This is a genomic window from Photobacterium alginatilyticum (assembly GCF_009910675.1).
In the GTDB taxonomy this organism is placed as follows: Bacteria; Pseudomonadota; Gammaproteobacteria; order Enterobacterales; family Vibrionaceae; genus Photobacterium; species Photobacterium alginatilyticum.
The window spans coordinates 1-21,326 of the sequence record NZ_RSEJ01000015.1 but is presented as its reverse complement, the minus strand read 5'-3'; the positions used below and the strand labels follow the sequence as shown (position 1 = coordinate 21,326).

At 49.0% G+C, this 21,326-nt stretch carries 17 protein-coding genes; 12 read left to right on the top strand and 5 right to left on the bottom strand.

Features of this window, described 5'->3' with window-relative positions:
- Positions 1-55: 55 nt before the first annotated feature.
- Both EIZ48_RS14670 and EIZ48_RS14665 read left to right on the top strand, forming a co-directional pair.
- Positions 56-991: a patatin-like phospholipase family protein gene (locus EIZ48_RS14670; protein WP_160652803.1), complete on the top strand. Its 936-nt coding sequence runs from the start codon at positions 56-58 to the stop codon at positions 989-991.
- Positions 985-2,607, top strand: a complete 1,623-nt coding sequence (locus EIZ48_RS14665; RefSeq protein WP_160652800.1) for a hypothetical protein — start codon at positions 985-987, stop codon at positions 2,605-2,607. Before EIZ48_RS14670 ends, EIZ48_RS14665 begins: the two co-directional genes overlap by 7 nt.
- Positions 2,608-2,675: 68 nt before the next feature.
- Here EIZ48_RS14665 and EIZ48_RS14660 read toward each other — a convergent pair whose 3' ends face one another.
- A complete protein-coding gene (locus tag EIZ48_RS14660) occupies positions 2,676-3,476 on the bottom strand; it encodes an acyl-CoA thioesterase (RefSeq protein ID WP_160652797.1) in 801 nt (266 codons plus the stop codon).
- A gap of 253 nt (positions 3,477-3,729) precedes the next feature.
- On the opposite strand from EIZ48_RS14660, the gene EIZ48_RS14655 reads away from it, so the two are divergent.
- The 7 genes from EIZ48_RS14655 (at position 3,730) to EIZ48_RS14625 (ending at position 13,255) form a co-directional block, all read left to right on the top strand.
- On the top strand, positions 3,730-4,500 hold the full coding sequence (locus EIZ48_RS14655; protein ID WP_160652796.1) for a GntR family transcriptional regulator: 771 nt from the start codon (positions 3,730-3,732) through the stop codon (positions 4,498-4,500).
- On the top strand, positions 4,497-5,366 hold the full coding sequence (gene prpB, locus EIZ48_RS14650) for a methylisocitrate lyase (RefSeq protein WP_160652794.1): 870 nt from the start codon (positions 4,497-4,499) through the stop codon (positions 5,364-5,366). Before EIZ48_RS14655 ends, prpB begins: the two co-directional genes overlap by 4 nt.
- A 315-nt stretch (positions 5,367-5,681) precedes the next feature.
- On the top strand, positions 5,682-6,857 hold the full coding sequence (gene prpC / locus EIZ48_RS14645) for a bifunctional 2-methylcitrate synthase/citrate synthase (RefSeq protein WP_192928583.1): 1,176 nt from the start codon (positions 5,682-5,684) through the stop codon (positions 6,855-6,857).
- 116 nt (positions 6,858-6,973) lie between these two features.
- Positions 6,974-9,559, top strand: coding sequence for a Fe/S-dependent 2-methylisocitrate dehydratase AcnD (gene acnD, locus EIZ48_RS14640; RefSeq protein WP_160652791.1), 2,586 nt, complete (start codon positions 6,974-6,976; stop codon positions 9,557-9,559).
- A 12-nt stretch (positions 9,560-9,571) separates the two neighbouring features.
- The gene (gene prpF, locus EIZ48_RS14635) at positions 9,572-10,798 is read left to right on the top strand and encodes a 2-methylaconitate cis-trans isomerase PrpF (RefSeq protein WP_240152977.1); all 1,227 of its coding nucleotides are present in this window, start codon (positions 9,572-9,574) and stop codon (positions 10,796-10,798) included.
- Between the two features lie 83 nt (positions 10,799-10,881).
- Complete coding sequence (locus EIZ48_RS14630; protein WP_192928582.1) at positions 10,882-12,756, top strand: propionyl-CoA synthetase; 1,875 nt, start codon at positions 10,882-10,884, stop codon at positions 12,754-12,756.
- A 292-nt stretch (positions 12,757-13,048) separates the two neighbouring features.
- Complete coding sequence (locus tag EIZ48_RS14625; RefSeq protein ID WP_160652782.1) at positions 13,049-13,255, top strand: hypothetical protein; 207 nt, start codon at positions 13,049-13,051, stop codon at positions 13,253-13,255.
- Between the two features lie 445 nt (positions 13,256-13,700).
- On the opposite strand, the gene EIZ48_RS14620 is transcribed toward EIZ48_RS14625, so the two are convergent.
- Positions 13,701-14,507 (bottom strand): bestrophin-like domain, encoded by an 807-nt coding sequence (locus EIZ48_RS14620; RefSeq protein ID WP_160652779.1) that lies wholly within the window; start codon positions 14,505-14,507, stop codon positions 13,701-13,703.
- A 255-nt stretch (positions 14,508-14,762) separates the two neighbouring features.
- On the opposite strand from EIZ48_RS14620, the gene EIZ48_RS14615 reads away from it, so the two are divergent.
- A complete protein-coding gene (locus EIZ48_RS14615) occupies positions 14,763-15,191 on the top strand; it encodes a universal stress protein (RefSeq protein ID WP_160652776.1) in 429 nt (142 codons plus the stop codon).
- Positions 15,192-15,253: 62 nt separating this feature from the next.
- Here EIZ48_RS14615 and EIZ48_RS14610 read toward each other — a convergent pair whose 3' ends face one another.
- Positions 15,254-15,793: a GNAT family N-acetyltransferase gene (locus EIZ48_RS14610; protein ID WP_160652774.1), complete on the bottom strand. Its 540-nt coding sequence runs from the start codon at positions 15,791-15,793 to the stop codon at positions 15,254-15,256.
- Positions 15,794-15,924: 131 nt separating this feature from the next.
- Between EIZ48_RS14610 and EIZ48_RS14605 the strand changes: the two genes are divergently transcribed.
- On the top strand, positions 15,925-16,821 hold the full coding sequence (locus EIZ48_RS14605; RefSeq protein ID WP_160652771.1) for a LysR family transcriptional regulator: 897 nt from the start codon (positions 15,925-15,927) through the stop codon (positions 16,819-16,821).
- A 94-nt stretch (positions 16,822-16,915) separates the two neighbouring features.
- Here the strand turns inward: EIZ48_RS14605 and EIZ48_RS14600 are convergent, their stop codons facing one another.
- Both EIZ48_RS14600 and EIZ48_RS14595 read right to left on the bottom strand, forming a co-directional pair.
- Positions 16,916-18,592 (bottom strand): amidohydrolase, encoded by a 1,677-nt coding sequence (locus tag EIZ48_RS14600; protein WP_160652768.1) that lies wholly within the window; start codon positions 18,590-18,592, stop codon positions 16,916-16,918.
- Positions 18,593-18,889: 297 nt separating this feature from the next.
- Positions 18,890-19,942: a linear amide C-N hydrolase gene (locus tag EIZ48_RS14595; protein ID WP_160652765.1), complete on the bottom strand. Its 1,053-nt coding sequence runs from the start codon at positions 19,940-19,942 to the stop codon at positions 18,890-18,892.
- 140 nt (positions 19,943-20,082) lie between these two features.
- Between EIZ48_RS14595 and EIZ48_RS14590 the strand changes: the two genes are divergently transcribed.
- Positions 20,083-20,991 carry a LysR family transcriptional regulator gene (locus EIZ48_RS14590; protein ID WP_160652762.1) on the top strand — a complete coding sequence of 303 codons (909 nt, stop codon included), beginning with the start codon at positions 20,083-20,085 and terminating at the stop codon, positions 20,989-20,991.
- Positions 20,992-21,326: the final 335 nt, after the last annotated feature.

The following is a 21,326-nucleotide window of genomic DNA, read 5'->3' as shown; positions in this document are numbered from 1 at the left end:
AATGAATAATCCCCCTATCAGGGGGGAAGAATTCATAACAATAAGTAGATCTGAAATGCAAAAAATTGGCTTAGTTCTTTCGGGCGGGGGAGGCAAGGGCCCCTATGAGATTGGTGTCTGGCGTGCAATGGAGCAGCTAGGTCTGGCAAAAGATATTGTGGCAGTTTCGGGCACGTCTGTTGGTGCACTGAACGCCGCACTGTTCGCCCAAGGTGATCTCGCTAAGGCTGAAGAAGCATGGTTGAATATGTCACCAAGTGATGTGTTGAGTATCGACCTTAAACACATACTTATCTTGCTGGCAAAGCGCGGTTTCAAACCTTCACCGATGGCAATTGCAACGATCACCGCAATTGCAATGCATGGTGTTTTCTCTCGGAAAGGGTTATTGCGAATTATTCGGGACTATCTTGATGTCGACAAGGTAAAACAACGGGGCATGCCATATTATGCTTGTGCGACCCAGTTACCTTTCTTTAAAGCAGAATACTTCTCGATGCAGGAGTATCAGCAAAAAAACATTGAAGATATTTTGCTGGCATCATCAGCTATTCCTGGAGTCTTTCCTATCCAGGAAGTTGAAGGTAGTGACTACTGGGATGGCTTTATAAAAGATAATACGCCTATAAAGCCAGTTGTCGAGGAAGGGTGTAACATCATCATTGCCGTGATGTTGAGTCGCTCGGATTTGCTACCCGTTGAGCAATACCCTAACTGTAAAATCATTCCTATCTATCCACAGGAAGACCCTGGAGCTGCTCTTAATTTTAACAATAGCGCAGATAAGATGCAGAAGGGATATGACGATGCAATGCGGGTATTAGTGCCTGTATTCGATTTGGTTGAAACGAACTACCAATACAGTATTGAACAGCTTAAGTACAAAAAACAGCAGCAGGTACTTGAGCAGAAAAATGAAGAAAGCAAACGTGTTGATTTAGCCTTAGAAAAATCAAAACTGGATCTCCTAGAGGAACTAAACAAGTGGTAAGTAACAAAATTAGTCTTCCTATATATGAAAATATGGAATGCGATGATTTTCAATCTGCTGATGCGTTTGTTGACAACTTAATTGAAAAACATAGCAATAACTCAGAAATGACAAACTTGATGGTATTAGAGGCAACATCACTAATTACATCGGTAGAATCTCGCAGTCGGCATTTAGAAAGCCAGAGTTGGTTAGTTCGTGCATGGAGTGAAGCAACCAGTAAGAATCAGAAGATTGCGGCTAGAAATGATCTTGATCTGGCTAAGAGTCAATATATTGGTCAACAGATACTCAATAAGCTTGCGGAAAATAATCTGATGACTTACCAAATGGTAGTTGCATTAGGTGACAAAGTAAGCCGTGTTGTTGATGATGTTAATCATACTCGATTAGAGTTGGCGCAAATCAACCAAACATTAGCCACTTTCTTCTCTGGTATGAGACAAAAATTAGAACAGAAGTTTTCAGTTTTAGAACGCAATGATGAATTGCTCTTCTGGAAAGAAACAATGATGTTTGAGGCTGTATACAAAGGCAGAACATATGCTGAACTAAGTCGTCCTGAAAAAATCATCTGTATCGCCAACGATTTCTATCATTACTCACAGCAACAGTGGAGCCCGAGAGATTTAGCATTCCTTAAATCTGTTTTGGTTCAGGTAGGGCATAACCCTGACGAAAAGGTAACATTGAAAGAAGTCTACCAAAGTTATCAGCAAGACAGCGATTTGCTCGCAAAGTTATTCAAAGGCATTGACGATACTCCCCAGCTATCAGATAGCAATGAACTTACTCCGACTCTGCTTGCGTTTGAAAAAATAAACACCTTGGATAATGATGACATACATATAGTTGATACTATTATGCAGTATGCTCCTGAAACGCCAAGAAATGAAGTATCTCTAGAGTTAGCATCCAACTATATCTCGAAGCAGGTCGGCCGTGACTTGGGCCGTGAGCTACCAATATTTGATGCTGTTATGAACTTTGTCGAAGATTTATCTATTAACAAAACGTTGAATGCGGCTAAGGTTGATGCTGCTATTGCTGAGAAAATGAACACCGTAGATAGAGACGAACATGAAAATCTGAAAAATGAGTTAAAGCTATTGAAGTCTCAAGCGTCGACTATCACTCGCGATGATATAAACGATGTCTTGTTTGAAAATAAAATATCTACTATCAAAAAAATAACATTTAATGCTTCTGAACTAAGTCAAGTAAACAATACTATCATCCCTAAAGGTATCAGAGGGTTTATCCTTGGTGCTTTTAATGACCTTGAATTTGATAAGGTTGGTCTGAAAAGCTTACGTATGAGAACCCAAAGTAAGTCAATCGGAATGAGTCATGTATGGGGTAATTTTAGAAAAACATCCTCAGAACGATTCTCAACGGAAGCGACAATAACGATGGATTTCTACATCGGTGATTATTTTGGAAACCCTATATATGTTGATGGCTTAGAAGGGCTTGGAAATGATGATATAGCTTACGTAACTATTATTTTCCTTGACTTGTATGATGAGCTTAAAGTGGATTACAGCAACAATGACTCACCTGTTTCTATCCGAAACTTTGCAAGCGGTGAACTTTTTAAAGTCTTAGACTCTTAATTCTTATCACACCGAAGTGCTGGATCGGTAATATCATGCTGATCCAGCAACCTTAAAATATCAGACTGTTAGCTAAATACCGCAACGCTCTGTCGGCTGATCGCGATTAACTCTCCGGCGCTGTCCCAGATATTGGCTTCAAGGTGAGCATAGCCACCGGCAGCCTGTCGGGTATGGGCTTTGTACGCAAACCATTCGTCAGGCTGAACTGGCTGATGAGGGTGAATAAACTCCAGGTTCCACATCATGGTACTGGCAGGGGCCGGTTGTTTCATCATTTGAAGTACTGCTGGTGGCCAGGCGTCAATCAGGCTGATGAGATGGGCATCTGTTATTTGTTCCGGAGCTTGTTTAAAGCGCATCCAACCATTGAGAGTCGATAGCGGCGAGCCGCTAAAAGGCATCGCTCCTTCTGAAACTGCAAGATCAAGATGCTGGATGAAATTAGGTGTCTGGCCGGGGATCATGGGGATACGCGTTAGGTTCTGCGGGTCTTTTAGCTGGTGCGTGTCAGAGTTGCCAACCTCGATCTCAGAAAAGCGGTCGGTGCCAAAACAGGCTTGCTGGATCACCGCAATTTGGCCATCCTGAATAATTCTTGCCGTTAGTTGAGAGGCGTTTTTCCCTTCCCGTAGCACTTCGACGTCGAATGAAAACGGAATATCGGCAAACAGAGGGCCAACAAAGTTGGTTGTTAGCGAACGCAAAGGCCGATCGTCGGCGACTTTTTCCTTCATAACCGTATAGAGCAGTGCCGCGGATATCCCCCCAAAAGCGGTTCTGCCCTGAGCCCAGTCCTCCGGGAGTGTCATCGTTGCCTGACTGTTTGTCAGCTCTTTGGCCGTCTGAAGCAGGGTATCAATATGCATAACGTGTCCTTGTTAACATGCTGTTAATCAACTCTATCTGGTCGGATCTCTTTGGTCAATATTTAGACTGTGTCCGGTATCCGTTCTACGAGCTGCGTAGCTAGTTGAAAAACAGGCTTGACTTAGGCCTCTAATTGGCCTGACTGTCAACAATCTAGACTAAGGTCTAATACATATTGTTAACAATTGGCTTGATCGAAGCCATTTTTAGGGCTAAATTTGTTCGTAAGTTAACCAATTGTTGACAATAACGATGAGCAAACAAGAAGTAGCATTTGAAACTGTCGACAATCCTGATGAGAACGGGATTGCTAATAATCCAGTTAGTAAGGATTCAGCACTAAAGGGAGCTGACGCAAAAGAGCTGACCAAATCAGAGAACCTGACTGAGCAGCTGATTGACTTAATCGTGAACGGTGACTATCCGGCAGGCAGCAAGATTTCTGAGCCTGAATTAGCCCGCCGCTTCGGTGTTAGCCGAGGGCCGCTTCGTGAAGCCATGATGCGTGTTGAGTCTCTGGGGCTGGTAGAGCGTGTTCCCCATGTCGGGGCGAGAGTCGTCGCCCTGACGCAAGAGAAACTGATTGAAATTTACTCGGTACGAGAAGCTTTGGAAGGCATGGCCGCCCGTCTGGCGTGTATCCATATTACCGATAAAGAAATTAATGCCCTGCAGCAGTTGCTGGAAACTCATCAGCAGCATATCGAACAGGTTGATGGCGCCTCCTATTTCCATCAACAGGGCGATTTTGATTTTCACTACCGGATCATCAAGGCCAGTCGAAATAGTAAATTAATCAGCTTGTTGTGTGATGAGCTTTATCACTTGCTCCGAATGTACCGCTACCAGTCTCAGCGTTCGCATTCACGCCCACAACAAGCTTTGAAAGAACACTTCCATTTGCTTGCCGCCTTGCGGGAAAGAGATGGAGAGCTGGCGGAAATGTTGATGCGACGCCATATCATGCGCAGCCGCCTGCTGATTGAACAACAACTGAAAGATGACAAGGAGATAGCCTCATGAGTCCAGGGAAAAGCTTCCGGCATGCTGTTGCTGCCAACCATCCGCTGCAGATTGTCGGCACCGTTAACCCTTACTGCGCCATGATGGCAGAGCAGGTAGGACATCAGGCCATATATCTGTCGGGCGGGGGGATTGCCAATGCCTCATATGGTCTGCCGGATCTGGGGATCACAACCCTGAACGATGTACTGGAAGATGTTCGCCGTATTACCGCAGCAACAACGTTGCCGTTGTTGGTCGACATTGATACCGGTTTTGGTGGTGCATTCAATATTGCCCGTACCGTCAAGGAGATGGAGCGAGCAGGTGCGGCAGCGGTGCACATGGAAGATCAGGTGGCGCAGAAACGCTGCGGTCACCGCCCGAACAAGGCCATTGTGAGCCAGGAGGAAATGGTCGACAGAATTAAGGCCGCAGTCGATGCCCGTGTGGATGAAGACTTTGTCATCATGGCACGTACCGATGCACTGGCGGTGGAAGGGATGGATGTGGCGATTGAGCGGGCGATAGCCTGTGTCGAGGCCGGTGCAGACATGATTTTCCCCGAGGCGATCAATACGCTTGAGCAGTACCAGCAATTTGCTGATGCCGTGAAGGTGCCGATCCTTGCCAATATTACCGAGTTCGGTCAAACGCCGTTGTTCAGTGGTGAAGAGCTGGCAGAGTGCGGTGTCGACATGGTGCTGTACCCATTGTCAGCATTCAGGGCAATGAACCAGGCGGCGCTGAATGTCTATCAGCATATTAGAAAAGACGGCCATCAGCGTAATGTGGTGGATCAGATGCAAACCCGTGAACAGCTTTACCATTATCTGGGTTACCACGATTATGAGCAGAAGCTCGATAAACTGTTCAAAGAAAAGTAAGCCGCAATTAAATTACTGAATGTAAAGCAAAGTGTGTAGTAGATGTCGCTTATTTTAATAATAAATACATAAGCAACAAGATAACCCTAAATAATAAAAAATATAGATAACAACATAAATAATAAGAACTAGGCAAGGAAGCCAGAACGCTAATAAGCGGGAAGCCCAAGAAAATTATATTTTTAATATTACCAATAATTAACTATTTATTTAGTACTGATTCAGTCGCTGCCATTTTGATGGGCACAAGGTGTTTTATCACCTGTATTTCATCAAATGGCAATGGATTAACGTGAAGCAAATAAGGAGTCTGCTATGACTGCGATAGCCGTAGCTGATACGAATAAGGACAACAAGAGCGAAGACAAAAAAGCATTGAGTGGTGCGGGCCTGCGAGGCCAGAGTGCCGGAACAACATCACTATGTACTGTCGGCAAAACCGGTACCGGGTTGACCTACCGAGGCTATGACATTACGGATCTGGCCAATCATGCCGAGTTTGAGGAAGTCGCTTATTTGCTACTCAAAGGTAAGTTACCGACTCAGGCCGAACTGGAGAGCTATAAGCAGGTATTGAAAACTGCCCGCGGTTTGCCTCCTGCATTGTGCCAGGTGCTGGAAGCGATCCCTGCCGACGCTCACCCGATGGATGTGATGCGCACCGGTTGTTCTATGCTGGGCAATCTCGATCAGGAGTTGGATTTTGCCGAACAGGATGAGAAAACCGACACCTTGCTTGCCATGTTACCGGCGATTATTTGTTACTGGTATCGCTACAGTCATGACGGTGTTCGTATCGACACAGCCAATAGCAGTGAGGACAGCATTGGTGGTTATTTCCTTGAGATGCTGACAGGCAAAGCGCCGTCAGAGCTTCACAAGCAGGTGATGCATTGTTCGCTGGTGTTGTACGCCGAGCACGAGTTTAATGCCTCGACGTTTACAGCCCGTGTTTGTGCCTCGACATTGTCAGATCTTCATTCCTGTATCACGGCGGCTATCGGTAGCTTGCGTGGTCCGTTGCACGGCGGTGCCAACGAGGCGGCGATGGCGATGATTGAGCAGTGGCAGACGGCCGATGAAGCCGAAGCTGGCATCATGGAGATGCTGGCCAACAAAGACAAAATAATGGGCTTTGGCCATGCAATTTACCGTGAATCCGACCCCCGTAATGCTTTAATTAAAGCATGGTCGGAAAAACTCTCTGCCGATGTTGGCGATACCCATTTGTATGCAGTCTCCGAGCGTGTCGAGCAGGTGATGAAACGGGAGAAAGGGCTATTTTGTAATGCTGACTTCTTCCATGCCTCGGCCTATCACTTCATGGGGATACCGACCAAGCTGTTTACCCCTATTTTCGTGATGAGCCGTGTCACTGGCTGGGCTGCCCACGTGTATGAGCAGCGAGCCAATAACCGGATTATCCGTCCGAGTGCCGACTACGAAGGACCGGAGCATCAGGATTGGCTGCCAATTGAAGAGCGCAGCTAACTCTCAAAGACAGACTTTGAGTGAAGGCGTAGCCCTTCAAACTCCCTCCCCTGACGTTACAGGGGAGGTCCCATCGCCAGATAGGTCTGCGAGCAGTAAATTCACGGATGTAAGCTATGAATATTAATACAAAATACCGTAAGCCTCTTGCAGGCAGCGGATTGGATTTCTTTGATACCCGAGAAGCCGTCAACGAGATATCCCCCGGCGCGTACGAGACCCTTCCCTACACCTCGCGCGTATTGGCCGAACAGCTGGTCAGACGCTGTGACCCCGACTCACTGACAGACTGCCTGAAGCAGATCATCGACCGTAAGCGTGACCTCGATTTTCCATGGTATCCGGCGCGAGTCGTGTGTCACGACATTCTGGGCCAAACGGCCTTAGTTGATTTGGCAGGTCTGCGAGATGCCATTGCCGATCAGGGAGGCGATCCGGCGAAAGTCAATCCGGTGGTGGAAACCCAGTTAATCGTCGACCATTCACTGGCGGTTGAGCATGCCGGTTTTGATCCCGAGGCATTTGATAAAAACCGTGCAATTGAAGAGCGCCGCAACGAGGATCGTTTCCACTTTATCGAATGGTGTAAAACGGCCTTTGAAAACGTCAACGTGATCCCGGCGGGTAACGGTATCATGCACCAGATTAATCTGGAGAAGATGTCGCCAGTAGTTCAGGCCAAGAACGGCATTGCCTACCCGGATACCTGTGTCGGTACCGACAGCCATACTCCGCATGTCGATGCATTGGGTGTGATCGCAATTGGGGTCGGTGGCCTTGAAGCAGAAACCGTCATGCTGGGCCGCCCTTCGATGATGCGTCTGCCGGATATTGTCGGGGTCAACCTGACAGGTAAACGCCAGCCGGGCATTACTGCCACCGATATTGTCCTCGCGATTACTGAGTTCCTTCGTAACGAGCGTGTGGTTTCATCCTATCTGGAGTTTTTTGGCGAAGGGGCCAAAGATCTTACTATTGGTGACCGTGCCACCATCTCCAATATGACACCGGAATATGGTGCCACGGCAGGTATGTTCTATATCGATGAGCAGACCATTAATTACCTCAAGCTAACAGGTCGAGACGATCAGCAGGTTGAGCTGGTGGAACAGTATGCCAAGCAAACCGGGCTGTGGGCTGACGACTTGGAGAGCGCCAAATACGAGCGAGTGCTGGAGTTTGATTTGTCGACAGTGTCTCGCAATATGGCGGGACCGTCGAACCCTCACCGTCGCCTGCCGACTTCAGAGCTTGCTTCCCGCGGGATCTCCGGTGAGTGGGAGGAGAAAGAGGGCGAGCTGCCAGATGGTGCAGTCATTATCGCGGCCATTACCTCTTGTACCAATACCAGTAATCCGCGCAACGTGGTAGCTGCCGGTCTGTTGGCCAAGAAAGCCAATGAGCTGGGCTTGGTCCGTAAACCCTGGGTGAAATCCTCGTTTGCGCCGGGTTCCAAAGTGGCCAAGTTGTATCTGGAAGAAGCCGGACTGTTGCCGGAGATGGAAAAGCTGGGCTTCGGTATTGTGGCCTACGCTTGTACCACCTGTAATGGCATGAGCGGTGCGCTGGATCCTAAAATTCAGCAAGAGATCATCGACCGTGATCTATACGCTACGGCAGTATTGTCCGGTAACCGGAACTTTGACGGCCGTATCCATCCTTATGCCAAGCAGGCGTTCCTGGCTTCACCGCCACTGGTTGTTGCTTATGCGTTGGCGGGTTCTATTCGCTTTGATATCGAGCGCGATGCACTGGGCACGGATAAGCAGGGTAACCCTATTTACCTTAATGATTTGTGGCCTACTGATGAAGAGATCGATGCGGTTGTTGGCAAGTACGTTAAGCCGGAGCAGTTCAATCAGGTCTACATTCAGATGTTCAAGCTTGATGACGATGTACGTAACAGCAACCCGCTTTACGACTGGCGTCCGATGAGTACCTATATTCGCCGTCCGCCTTATTGGGAAGGCGCATTAGCCGGTGAGCGAACGCTGTCGGGCATGCGGCCGCTGGCAGTGCTGGGCGACAATATTACGACCGACCACCTGTCACCGTCCAATGCGATTATGGCCTCCAGTGCTGCTGGGGAATACTTGGCCAAGATGGGCGTGCCGGAAGAAGACTTTAATTCATACGCCACCCACCGCGGTGATCACCTGACGGCGCAGCGTGCCACGTTTGCCAACCCGAAACTGTTCAACGAAATGGTCAAAGAGGATGACGAGGTTGTGCAGGGCTCCTTGGCGCGCATCGAGCCGGAAGGCAAGGTGACTCGCATGTGGGAGGCGATTGAAACCTATATGAACCGCAAGCAGCCTCTGATTGTCGTGGCCGGTGCGGATTACGGTCAGGGCTCATCCCGAGACTGGGCGGCAAAAGGGGTGCGCCTGGCCGGTGTAGAAGCCATTGTTGCCGAGGGTTTTGAGCGTATTCACCGCACAAACCTAGTGGGGATGGGAGTATTACCGCTGCAGTTTAAGCAGGGCGTTAACCGCAATACCCTGGAGCTGGATGGTACCGAGTTATACGACGTTGTTGGTGTGATTGAGCCCGGTGCAGATTTGGCCTTGGTGATCACTCGTGCTAACGGTGAAAAGGTTGATGTGCCGGTTACCTGTCGCCTTGATACTGCTGATGAAGTCGCCGTCTATGAGGCCGGTGGTGTTCTGCAGCGCTTTGCCCAAGACTTCTTGGCTCAGTAGGGGGAGATGACAATGACAAATTCAACTTCCTGCTCGGAACCTAAAGCACAGCCCCAGTCGCAACTTCAGTCACAAATTAGGGTGCCCGCCACCTATATGCGGGGTGGTACCAGCAAAGGGGTGTTCTTTAATCTGGCCGATTTACCCCCCGAGGCTCAGGTTGCAGGCGAAGCCCGAGATAAGCTTCTGTTGCGGGTGATTGGCAGCCCGGATCCCTATGCCAAGCAAATCGATGGCATGGGGGGTGCGACGTCGAGTACCAGCAAAACAGTGATTGTATCCAAGAGCAGTAAGCCTGATCACGATGTCGATTATCTGTTTGGTCAGGTCTCAATTGATAAACCCTTTGTCGACTGGAGCGGAAACTGCGGGAACCTGTCCGCGGCAGTTGGCCCTTTTGCGATTCATGCCGGTTTGCTCCCCAAGGAGCGTATTCCTGCCAACGGTATCGTCACGGTTCGTGTCTGGCAGGTCAATATCGAGAAAACCATCGTAATACATGTGCCTGTCGTGAACGGATTTGTCCAGGAAACTGGTGAGTTTGAGCTTGATGGGGTGACCTTCCCGGCTGCGGAAATTCAGGTGGACTTTATGGATCCGGCGGATGGCGACGGTTCGATGTTTCCGACTGGCAACTTGGTTGATGATCTGGAAGTGCCGGATATCGGCACCTTCAACGCCACCTTGATCAATGCGGGTATCCCGACCATTTTTGTCGATGCCGAGGCGATTGGTTATACCGGTACCGAGCTGCAAGATGACATCAACAATGATGAAAAGGCGCTGGCAATGTTCGAGCGCATTCGGGCCTATGGCGCATTGAAGATGGGACTGATCAGCCGCCTGGAAGAAGCCGAGACTCGTCAGCACACACCGAAAGTTGCCTTTGTCTCCAAACCGAAAACCTACCAGTCTTCGAGTGGCAAAGTCGTTACAGATAGTGAGGTCGATGTGTTGGTCCGCGCCCTGTCGATGGGCAAGTTGCATCATGCCATGATGGGGACTGCGGCCGTTGCGATTGCATCTGCGGCCTGTGTGCCGGGAACGCTGGTTAATCTGGCGGCGGGTGGCGGTGAGAAAGAATCGGTGACGTTCGGGCATCCGTCCGGGACGTTAAAAGTGGGCGCCAAGGCAAAACAGGCAGAACAGGGCTGGGTAGTCGAGAAAGCCATTATGAGCCGCAGCGCGCGCATTTTGATGGAGGGTTTTGTCCGTGTTCCATCCACTGTTTTCGATTAACAGTCTTTGAATAAAGTCTGTGCGTAAAGATTATCGCAAGCGTCTTTGAATAAGCAATGTCAGGACATACTGGAGGAAGCAATATGTCTGCATATCAGAAAGAATATCAGTTGGCTCAAACCGCGCCGGAAGTATTTTGGAAACAGCAAGCCGACAAGATTGCCTGGTTTAAGTTTCCTCAAACTATCCTCAGCCAGGATGAGCAGGGGATCGACCGCTGGTTTGCCGATGGTGAGCTCAACACGGCCTATCTAGCGCTGGATCATCATGTCGAGCAGGGAAGGGGCGATCAAACCGCACTGATCTATGACTCCCCGGTGACTGGCCAGAAAGCCCGTTATACCTATCGAGTTCTGCGCGATCAAGTGGCCAAGACTGCCGGTATGCTGGCAGATCTCGGTGTGAGCAAAGGGGATCGTGTAGTGATTTATATGCCGATGATCCCGGAAGCGGCGATGGCAATGCTGGCCTGTGCTCGCCTTGGTGCGATTCACTCTGTCGTCTTTGGTGGCTTTGCTCCGAACGAGCTGGCAGTGCGTATTGAAGATGCTGAGCCGAAGGTGATCATGACGGCCAGCTGCGGAGTCGAAATCAACAAGGTGCTTCCCTACAAGCCTCTGGTTGATCAAGCCATTATGGACAGCCGCTGGAAGCCCGATCATGTGGTGGTACACCAGCGTAAGCAATGTCTGGCCGATCTGAATCAGGAGCGCGACAAAGACTGGTCAGCATTGTTGCGTACGGCCACACCTCACGATTGTGTACCTGTGTTGGCAACCGACCCGCTCTATATTCTTTATACCTCCGGTACCACGGGGAAACCCAAAGGTGTAGTACGTGATAACGGTGGGCATGCCGTGGCGATGAATTACAGCATGAGCACCATCTATGATGTTGAACCTGGCGATGTGTACTGGGCGGCTTCGGATGTCGGTTGGGTAGTTGGTCATTCCTATATTGTCTATGCGCCGCTAATTTATGGCTGTACCACCATCATGTACGAAGGCAAGCCGGTTCGAACTCCTGATCCGGGCGCGTTTTGGCGGGTTTGCCAGGAATATGGTGTGAAAGCGCTGTTCTCGGCGCCAACCGCTTTTAGGGCGATTAAGAAAGAAGATCCTGAAGGCGAGCACCTTAAGCAGTATCCGATGCCGTCATTGAAAACGATCTTCATGGCGGGTGAGCGTCTGGATCCGCCGACACTGGAATGGGTGCAGAGCAAGACCGGGCGTCCGGTGGTCGATCACTGGTGGCAGACTGAAACCGGGTGGGCCATTGCCGGTAACCCGATTGGGTTGGAGAACTTCGCCGTCAAGCCGGGTTCGGCAACCAAGCCTATTCCTGGGTATCTGGTCGAGGTGCTTAACGAGGTCGGTGAACCGCAGAAAGCCAGCGAGCAAGGCTATATCGCTATCAGGCGTCCGTTGCCACCGGGTTGCCTGCCAACTGTCTGGCGTAACCATGACCGCTTTGAATCAGGCTATCTTAGCCAGTTCCCGGGCTATTACATTTCCGGTGACGGTGGCTATATCGATGAAGACGGTTACCTGTTCGTGATGGGGCGTATTGATGATGTGATCAACGTGGCCGGACATCGCCTATCGACGGGTGAGATGGAAGAGGTTGTCGGCGGCCACGAAGCTGTTGCCGAGTGTGCAGTGATTGGTATTCATGACGATCTCAAGGGTCAGTTGCCACTGGGGCTGGTGGTACTCAAAGATGGTTATGTCTCGGAAGGCGGGGTGATAGAAAACGAACTGTTGCAAAAGGTGCGGCAGGAAATTGGTGCCGTTGCCTGCTTCAAACGGGCATTGATTGTTGATCGTCTGCCTAAAACACGATCCGGTAAGATCTTGCGCCGGGTGATCCGTCAGATTGCTGATGGTGAGCAATACGTCGTGCCGTCTACCATCGATGACCCATCCAGCCTGCAAGAGATTGAACGGGTACTGGAATAAGTATTCCTAAATTAAAAAGACTCCCTGTGTAAACAGCTTTTGCATCGCAAGATGCAACGGCTGTTTTTTTATGGAGTAAGAAAAAGCTTGAGCCTGTTCTTAACCTCAATGTTGGCGATAGTACATCGATCCGTCGCCAGTTCAGCTCTGGAGCGACTTGGCGTAAACAGGGTGTCATTACTTCCCTCGTGATCAGGGCTTACTGAGTGATATGGCTCTAAAATTGCTTGTGTCTTAGATAATTATGCAGAGTTGTTTGGATTTAGGATGCAGGGACAAGAGGAGACATCGGATGTCGATTAACGTAACGGTATTGTGTCTGGCACTGGCGGCGGTTGCCTTTGATTATATAGCCAATCGGGATGACCTGAATAGCGAGCCGCAGCTGCAATATGTCAATGATACTGGTTCATCTGAGCTGAATGTCGAGCAAGAGCCACTCAAGATTGAGTTGCCACCTCGTGGTGTCGTTTTGGGCGCTGTGTATGTCGGCCAGTAAGAGGCTTTCTCTGGCATTTTGTAAGAAAAATCCCCGCGAATCGTTCGCGGGGACTTGTGTTGATGCAGATAAGATCTAGGTGTCTTGACCGTATCGCTTTAAAAATGAACTCCGTGTTTTTCTCAGGACGGATTGGGACTGTTGTTTTAATTTTCGTCTAACCTGTGTTGTGTCCTTGTTCATGGTTATTGTTCAATACACTCCTTGTACGCTTGCCTAACTGTGATGGTTATTAATAGCAGCATTAGGGGGGCATTACATGCGAATTTTGCCTTGCAAGGGTGATGTGCATTCCATATTTCGAGCTGTCAAAAAGCGATGTTTGATAAGTGTTTGAAATGGATCTGGTTGGAATTATTACTCAGTAACAGTGAATCAATTCATATGAGTGGTATCGGTTTCAATGGCGAAGATTGAACTGGCTACAGGGGAATATCCTTTCTCTCTATTGAGAAGTATCGCTGGTTGTTGGCTTATTATTCAGGCTGTCGCGCAAATCAATCAGGGGTTGTTGGCTGACTTCGATAATGCTACGTGCAGGCCTGTCGAGTTCGATGATCAGAGTGAGTACCAGTGAGAAGGACATTGCGAAGGGAAGAGCGGCCACCAGCAGGCGGCTCTCTCCTTGTGCTCCTACTTGAACGCCGTTGAGTGCAATTGTCAGGAAGGTCAGAAGGGCAAGTGTGATCCAGATACTGATAGGGATCCTTCCTCTGAGGCTGTAATTAACTCGCTCGCTATGGATATCAAAGACATTATTCAATGAATCTATGTACATCATGCTTTGGACAGGCGGTGAGTTATGGTGGGCCTCGACGACGATTCGCCATAAATCTCGCTGAATTTGCTCACTCTCGCTAATGACCTTGTTTACCAGCTTTTTTACCTGACTTTGTTCTTCGACAACTCGAATATTGACATACTTGGTGAGCAGCTCACGGCTCTGGCTCCGATAAGGTTCATCAAGCAGTCCGGCTCGTAGTATTGCGGTTCCCACCGCATTAGCTTCCTTTAAAACCAGCTGCTTTCTGATGTCGTTTTTTGATGCCGCCATGCTAAAAGAGATGGCCAGAATAAAGGCGAGCAGGCTGGCAAGCCCGGTTGCCATCGGGCTGATGGCCTTGCTGATCTGACTGGAGGCAAAGCGTCGCGTAATGCGAAAGCCAAACTCAAACATGATGCTAATTGAACAAAAAACCAAAGCCAGAATGAGAAAGATAGACAGCGAGTCAATGTAGGTCTCTTGATACATAAATAGCCTGAACCTTTGTTTTTATTGGTAGCGTTTAAACGCTTTTGGTTAGTCAAAAGTATAGCGGCAAACGCTAAGTCAGGTGGCTAAGTGTAGTCGTAACTGTGTCAATCTAGAGTTTACATTGCTTAAAGTGGCCGTCTGGCCTATTTCATTTGGGTATTCTCTTCTATGGTTTGTGTAGTGCCGTAAATTGATTGATATCGCGGTATCTGATTGGGTTAACGGGGTCAGGCAAATTCGGAGGAGAATGTCATGGGATATAAGCATGTGTTGTTGGCACTTAACCTGGACGAGAATGCCGAATATTTGGTGAGCAAGGCGGCGGAGATAGCCCGTGTTCACCATGCCCTGTTCAGCGTGATCCATATCGATCCTGATCTTGGTCATTTAGAGCAAGGTGTCAGGGAGTTTGATGCGGTGAATATTGATGAAAGCGAGCATTACGAGTCTGTAGCGGCCATGAAGCGGCTGCTTAAGGGGACTAATTATCCGTTGTATAAGCACCTGTTTTACACCGGCTATATTGAAGATCAGATGGCCAAAGCGATACAGCAGTACGAGGTTGATTTATTAATTCTGGGTCATCATCAGTCAAACATTTTTCGTCAGCTGATGTTATCGCTCAGCGAGCCTCTGGTCCGGCAAATGCCCTGTGATATCCAGTTGCTGAAACTGGAATGACAACGAAATGGCTATATTCCAGCTGAGAACCATTGATTATCAGTGCTGATTGTCGTTAGTGCTCACTTAACGAAAAGTGGAGCTACGGATTGCCAGCGATACACAAACTCCTCAACTATGCTGCCGTCCGGAGCCTGCCATTGCTGGGCTCTGGCATTGAATGCCCCGAGTTTTTGATAAAAGGTTTGGGCGGCTTGATTGCCAGCCAATACTTCAAGATACATCCCTTTATCAGCTGTTTGCTGGTGGGATAGCTTGGCGGCCGATTGTAAAAGCTGCTTACCAAGTCCTACCCCCTGATAGGCCCTGTTGATATGCAGGTTTTCTACCAACGTCCCCCATTGTGAATGATTGTCCAGATAAATACAGATGAACCCGCAGAGGTTTTCTCCTTCACGGGCAACCAAAATTCTCTGGTGGGGCTCTGGTGCAGCAAAGCGTTGCTGCCAGATATTTTGCCGGTCCTGGAAAATATCGTGATTAAGATAGTTTTCCGATAGCAGTCCACGATAAATCGCCTGCCAGCTAGTAGCATGCAATGCCGCAATGGCGTCCATATCATCGGAGTTGGCAATACTCAGTTCTACCATAGTGTTTTTCAAAAATAGCCCCTTCAAAAATAGTTACCTTCTAATTCCGTTTAGCTTGGTATAGTGGCTGTATGTCAGTCTCTTAAGGTTAAGTATCAGCCATTTGAGGTCGTTTGGGTATAAGAGTTGGATAGGAAGTGTCGATGAATGTTCAGTACCTGAAAGCATTTGTACTGGCTGCGCAGTTAGGGTCGATTTCCGCTGCCGCCCGTGAAATGGGAAAGCGGCAGTCTCAGGTTAGCCAGTGGATAGCCGATCTCGAAATTGATTTTGGTGTCGAGTTGTTTGTTCGCACCGGTAACAGTACCCGTCTTAGCGAGGCTGGTGAAATCTTGCTGCCCCGTGTTATCCATACCGTTAGTCAGGCAGATAAACTGGCAGTTTGTGCGTCGGCACTGGCAAGGGACGAGCCGATGATCCTACGCCTGGGCGTCGATAACTATATTCCCCAGTCGTGTCTGAACAGGGCACTTTCGGAGGTTTTGCAGCAGCAGACACTGAATCTTGAGCTCTATTCCGACGACAGAGAAGTGCTGCTCGAACAGCTTAATAACGAAGAGTTGGATGTCGCCTTGCTCTCGGAATCTTCCGTTCTGCACTACAGCGACTTTCAGTATTGTCGCCTGGGAAGCTACTGTGATGTCTTGGTTGTTGGTAGTACCCATCCGCTGGCGGCTGAAACGACATCTACTAAAACGACAATATCGGCAGATCAACTTGCTCAGTACCGTGAGCTGATCTGGACCAGAGAAAGTATCTCTTCCGAAACGGAGGCTGGTTATAGTCCCAGTTATGCAGCCTTTTCGGAAATTGGCACCGTGGTGAACCTGCTAACAAACGGGGTGGGGTTTGCGTTCCTGCCAATCGATATGATTAGCATTGAGCTTGAGAGCGGCAAGCTGAAGCGGCTGCTGCCCGACTTTGAACAAGCTGAAATGATACGCCGGGTCGAACTGATCTGGCAGCAAGGTTTGGAGCTGACAGAACAAGGAAAGCGCCTAATCGACAGTATGAAGGCTTGCCACACCTTTACCCGCTAACAGTGAGTCCTTCTACACCATGTGGCCTCTCTATCACCATTTGGCCCCTCTACATCTTTTGAAATAGAGGGGCCACATAGATCATGATGAGCTGCTAGTCCTGGCTGTCGAACACGATGTCACCCTTAAGTACCGTCATTAAGATGTTGGTGTCGGCAATGCTCTCGGGGCTGATTTCAGTGATATCGTGGTCGAGAACCACCAGATCAGCAGACTTGCCTTCTTCGATTGAGCCTGTGATGTCATCAAGCCCTAAGCTGATAGCTGCGTTGATTGTATAGGCATCAATGGCAGCATCAATGTTCGGCATGCCAGTTTTGCCCATTAATAAGCTGTTGCCAATACCGACTAGCGGGTTGATGTCATTAACATTCCAGTCGCTGCTCAGGCTGACATTAGCCCCGGAATCATACAGGCGGCGAACCTGCATCAATGAGCGGGCACGTTTTGCTCCGATGAAAGCTTCAGCCCAGCTATGATCATGTTCGACGACATAATCTGATCCTACCTGAAAATCAGCAGTGACCTGTAATGGCTTGAAGCGCTTGATGTCCTTGCTGTTGACCATTTCGACATGGGTCAGGGTGTAATCCCTGTCTACACTTTGTTGCCGTGCAAATTCGACGGCATTGAGTGACTCCCGAATTGCTCCGTCACCAATAGCATGGATATGGGCACCGTATCCGATTTTATCCAGCTCTGTTAGCCAGCTTTTCATTTGTGACGGCGGAATGTAGTTAATCCCGTACGGTTCATCTTCGATATAGGTATTCAGGTAAGGTGCGAGTGTCTTGGCGGTACCGTTGATCAGGATGCCGTCACTGTACATTTTGACCTGGTCGACGATCAGTAATGACTCTGGATCGCGGCTTTGGATAGTCTGAAGGTACTTAAGCTGCGAAGCTTGGTCGTCTTCAGGATAAATCCATGGGCGAAGTGATACCCTGGCGGTCAGATCGCCGTTGGCCTGTACTTCTTTCCATACCTCATACCACCCCCGCTTCCAGTAAAGTCGGCCGTCGCCGATGGTCGTGATCCCGTGAGCGGCCGCTTCTTCGAGTCCGTTCATCAGGCCAGTGTAACTTTGTTTAAACGGGTTGCTCATGCTGTTCCAGGCCAACTCCATCACAATGTCGCCAGCGTTATCAAATAAAATCCCGTTTAGCTCACCGGTATCACGATCTTTGAGGATTTTACCGCCTTGTGGCTCAGGAGAGGTTTTGTTTATGCCTGCCTGTTTTAGCGCTTGTGAGTTGACCCACATTGAGTGTGAGGTCTGCTCCATAATAACAACGGGCTGATCCGGGAAGATGCGGTCCAGTACGGCCAGTGGTGTCTCTGCGTTGTCTTCATTCAGGGTTAGATCCAGCCTGAAGCCATACCCCATTAGCCATTCGCCTTTTTTGGCATTCTTGCGGCACTCCTCGAGGTAGGGAATTTGCTCGCTTAGGGTCGCGTCTGTGTTCAGCTCGCAGTTCCCGCCAGCTTCTGAAGCCGCCTCGAAGATATGGTTATGGTTATCGACAAAGCCCGGTAGCAACATAGCTCCTTCTAAATCGATGACTTTGGTATCTGGTTGCCGCAAACGTTCGGCCATCTGATTGCTCCCCACATAGAGGATTTTCCCGTCTGCAATTGCAACAGCCTCGGCAGGTTTGTCGGAATACACCTTGGCATTCTTGAAAATGGTATCGGCCAGCTCGGCGGCTGCCGCGTGTTGTGCTGACATTATTGCCATGCCTAGCAATACGGCTTGTTGGACTTTTTTCATTATAACGATCCTAACTTCTTCATAGTTGCGAGTAACAGAGCAGTCAACCTCATGAGGCTATATCCATTTTCCTTAACATAACAGTATGAATTACGTTGAGAGAAAAATAGCTGAGGGTCATCGCTCATCTCATTGAGGAATACCATAAGAAAAAAAGAGTGATAATGAAAAATACTCAGTATCATTATTTCATGATACTGAATTGTATAAATGATGGAGAGAGTCAAAGTGAGCCTGACGCGTTGTTCAGGCCCACTTGCAGAATTGACGAGGTGTCAGTCAGTTAATGGTGCGGATTTAGATTCTGTATTGTGCCATTACGCCTTCTTTATCTATGAACAGATGGCTGACTTCACCGACATTGTCCTGGCTATCGGCTTTCAGGGTGTAATTTTTGCCGTTATTGAGCTTGTTGAAGTCGACCGCATATTGCGTGTAGACATCACCGAACTGATAACGAACATGCATTATTTTCTGGTCGAGGTTGTAGGCCAGTGAATACTGGGTGGCATAACTTGTCATCACCCCGTCAATCTCCCGGTTGGCAGCATCCAGTGGGACGTGATAGGTCGAGCTGTTGATCTTGGCCAGTCCGTTCAGGTAGCTGGTAGGCTCTTCGAGTTGCTCTAGCATATATTTGTTCCAGATGAAGCGTTGCTCTGATGCCACGTTTCCGGGCAGGGTGAAAGAGCCACTTATTACGCTCTGGGATTTGGGCTGTTGTTCCTCCCAGCTCTTGAGATGCTGGTGGTATTCAGGGCTGTTGGTTAGCACATCATATTGTTTGCCGTGATAAACCTCCCATTGCCCGTCGATGAACTCCAGGATGGCAGAGTCGCCGCTGGCATCCTGGATAGCATAGTGGCCTTTGAGTGCCTCGCCGTTATGGGAAAACTGCTGGATCTGGATTTTTTTCAGGCCAGCTACGGCCTCTTCGACGGTTGCGTAGTTATCCAGGATATAGGGCACAATTCGTGAGTTTTCCAACTGAGGACGCTCGGCTGTGTAATCTCCCGGCGATTCTTCGTTGAAGTAAAGGGCATTGGCTGCCAGCCCTGCTTCGTTAAAGCCATCAACACCGGCTTTACCATAGAAGGTAGCCATAATGGAGGCATACTTAGAAGTCCATTGCTTGCTGTCAGTGCCTGAATCGGCACCTAGGTAGGACTGCCCTTTGGCGCGAACATCGATAGTCGGATGGGTTTCGACCATCCAGTCCATAGTACGAGAAACAAAGACCCCATGGTTTTCGGTTTCCCAAATCAGGCGGGAGCAAGCTTCTGCGGCAGTGGCTGTGAATACGACACCTAGGGCAACGGCAGTTGCGAGAACAGTCTTATTTCTTTTCATGAGCGGCCTCTGTTAAACGTTATGGAGTTAATGGGGCTATGCATGGATCCCATAGCCAAATCACGGTTCCTATATTAGTGACTTCACCACACATGTAATCTCAGTTATGTTGGTAAAAACCCAACAAAGATGCTTTTGATATGCTCCGATTCTCATTTGATCAGTTGCAGGCATTTATCGCTGTCGCCGAGCAGGGCTCGTTTAGCAAGGCTGCGAGAGAGCTGAAAAAGGATCGCTCCACTATCCATCAGCAGGTGGGCAACCTGGAAATCGACTTGGGGCTGACACTGTTTAATCGCAGCGGTAAGTTTCCGGTGATGACAGAGGCGGCCCAACCGCTATTTCGCCATGCGCTGTTGGTGATCCGTCAGGCCGAGCAACTGCAAAGCGTGAGTGAAAGCTTGTATAGCCGCCAGGAGCCCGAGCTAACGATATACCATGATATTACGCTGCCTGTGGCCGTGATCCGAAGCGTCGATGCGGCGCTGAGACAGCAGTTTCCTGATACGCAAATCCATTGGCTGCATCGCGGTAAGCAAGAAGGGGTCGAGGCTTTGCTCAGTGGCAAGGTTGATCTGTCTATCGTCATGAACTCGGCAAGAGCCATGGTACCGCCTAAAGGGATCGCGTTTACCAATTTGGGATTCATGGCATTTCATTTTTATACAGCCTGTGACTCTCCCTTGCAGAGCCTGCCGATAGTGACTCTTAACGAGCTGCAAAGCGAACAGCAATACATGCTGGAGAATTACGCCAATGCCGGCCTGGGTGAAACACTGCGGATGTCAGCTCGCAACAGCATGATCAGTAATATGGACGTGTTGCTGGGGTTGTTGCAAGACTCTGGCTGGGCGCTGTTACCCCTGCATATTGCAGAGTCGGAAGAATATTGTGGCAGGCTCAAGCGGCTTGAGGTGGACTTCCTTAATCATGTCGGGCGCTGGGGATATGCATTGCTGTATTGCGAGCAAGGTAAGACAGGGCCGGTTAAAACAGCCGCCATGGAGGCGGTGAAAAAGCAGTTTCGTATGCTGTTGGCTGCGGAATAAGGTGGCACACACTACGTACGGTTTTGCAATAAATTCAATGCAATCATTAAAATAGGCACACTCGCTCATGAACATGTCATATACCCAAGCTACCTCAAGATGCAGGATTCAGAGTGAGGCCAGCGGGCTCAGTTCAAGGAAAATAACGGTAGGAATGGTAGCCCCTTTCAACGTTATTTGACACAGAAATGAGTTCGCTGGCTCACTCCCAAAGGGCGAGTTTACTTGGCTTCCATGCGTTGTTACCGATTATTGATTTAGAGCCACTAGATCTTCAAATCGGCGCCTAGCCTACAAGCCAAGTAATTCTCGCTGAAACGAGCATCTTGAGGTAG

Excerpts from the sequence above, each read along its gene's own strand:
- EIZ48_RS14600 (WP_160652768.1), bottom strand. The coding sequence starts at position 18,592 with ATGAAAAAAGTCCAACAAGCCGTATTGCTAGGCATGGCAATAATGTCA.
- EIZ48_RS14595 (WP_160652765.1), bottom strand. The coding sequence starts at position 19,942 with ATGAAAAGAAATAAGACTGTTCTCGCAACTGCCGTTGCCCTAGGTGTC.
- prpB (WP_160652794.1), top strand. The coding sequence starts at position 4,497 with ATGAGTCCAGGGAAAAGCTTCCGGCATGCTGTTGCTGCCAACCATCCG.
- EIZ48_RS14655 (WP_160652796.1), top strand. The coding sequence starts at position 3,730 with ATGAGCAAACAAGAAGTAGCATTTGAAACTGTCGACAATCCTGATGAG.
- EIZ48_RS14670 (WP_160652803.1), top strand. The coding sequence starts at position 56 with ATGCAAAAAATTGGCTTAGTTCTTTCGGGCGGGGGAGGCAAGGGCCCC.
- acnD (WP_160652791.1), top strand. The coding sequence starts at position 6,974 with ATGAATATTAATACAAAATACCGTAAGCCTCTTGCAGGCAGCGGATTG.
- EIZ48_RS14590 (WP_160652762.1), top strand. The coding sequence starts at position 20,083 with ATGCTCCGATTCTCATTTGATCAGTTGCAGGCATTTATCGCTGTCGCC.
- EIZ48_RS14620 (WP_160652779.1), bottom strand. The coding sequence starts at position 14,507 with ATGTATCAAGAGACCTACATTGACTCGCTGTCTATCTTTCTCATTCTG.
- EIZ48_RS14625 (WP_160652782.1), top strand. The coding sequence starts at position 13,049 with ATGTCGATTAACGTAACGGTATTGTGTCTGGCACTGGCGGCGGTTGCC.
- EIZ48_RS14605 (WP_160652771.1), top strand. The coding sequence starts at position 15,925 with ATGAATGTTCAGTACCTGAAAGCATTTGTACTGGCTGCGCAGTTAGGG.
- EIZ48_RS14615 (WP_160652776.1), top strand. The coding sequence starts at position 14,763 with ATGGGATATAAGCATGTGTTGTTGGCACTTAACCTGGACGAGAATGCC.
- EIZ48_RS14660 (WP_160652797.1), bottom strand. The coding sequence starts at position 3,476 with ATGCATATTGATACCCTGCTTCAGACGGCCAAAGAGCTGACAAACAGT.
- prpF (WP_240152977.1), top strand. The coding sequence starts at position 9,572 with ATGACAAATTCAACTTCCTGCTCGGAACCTAAAGCACAGCCCCAGTCG.
- EIZ48_RS14630 (WP_192928582.1), top strand. The coding sequence starts at position 10,882 with ATGTCTGCATATCAGAAAGAATATCAGTTGGCTCAAACCGCGCCGGAA.
- prpC (WP_192928583.1), top strand. The coding sequence starts at position 5,682 with ATGACTGCGATAGCCGTAGCTGATACGAATAAGGACAACAAGAGCGAA.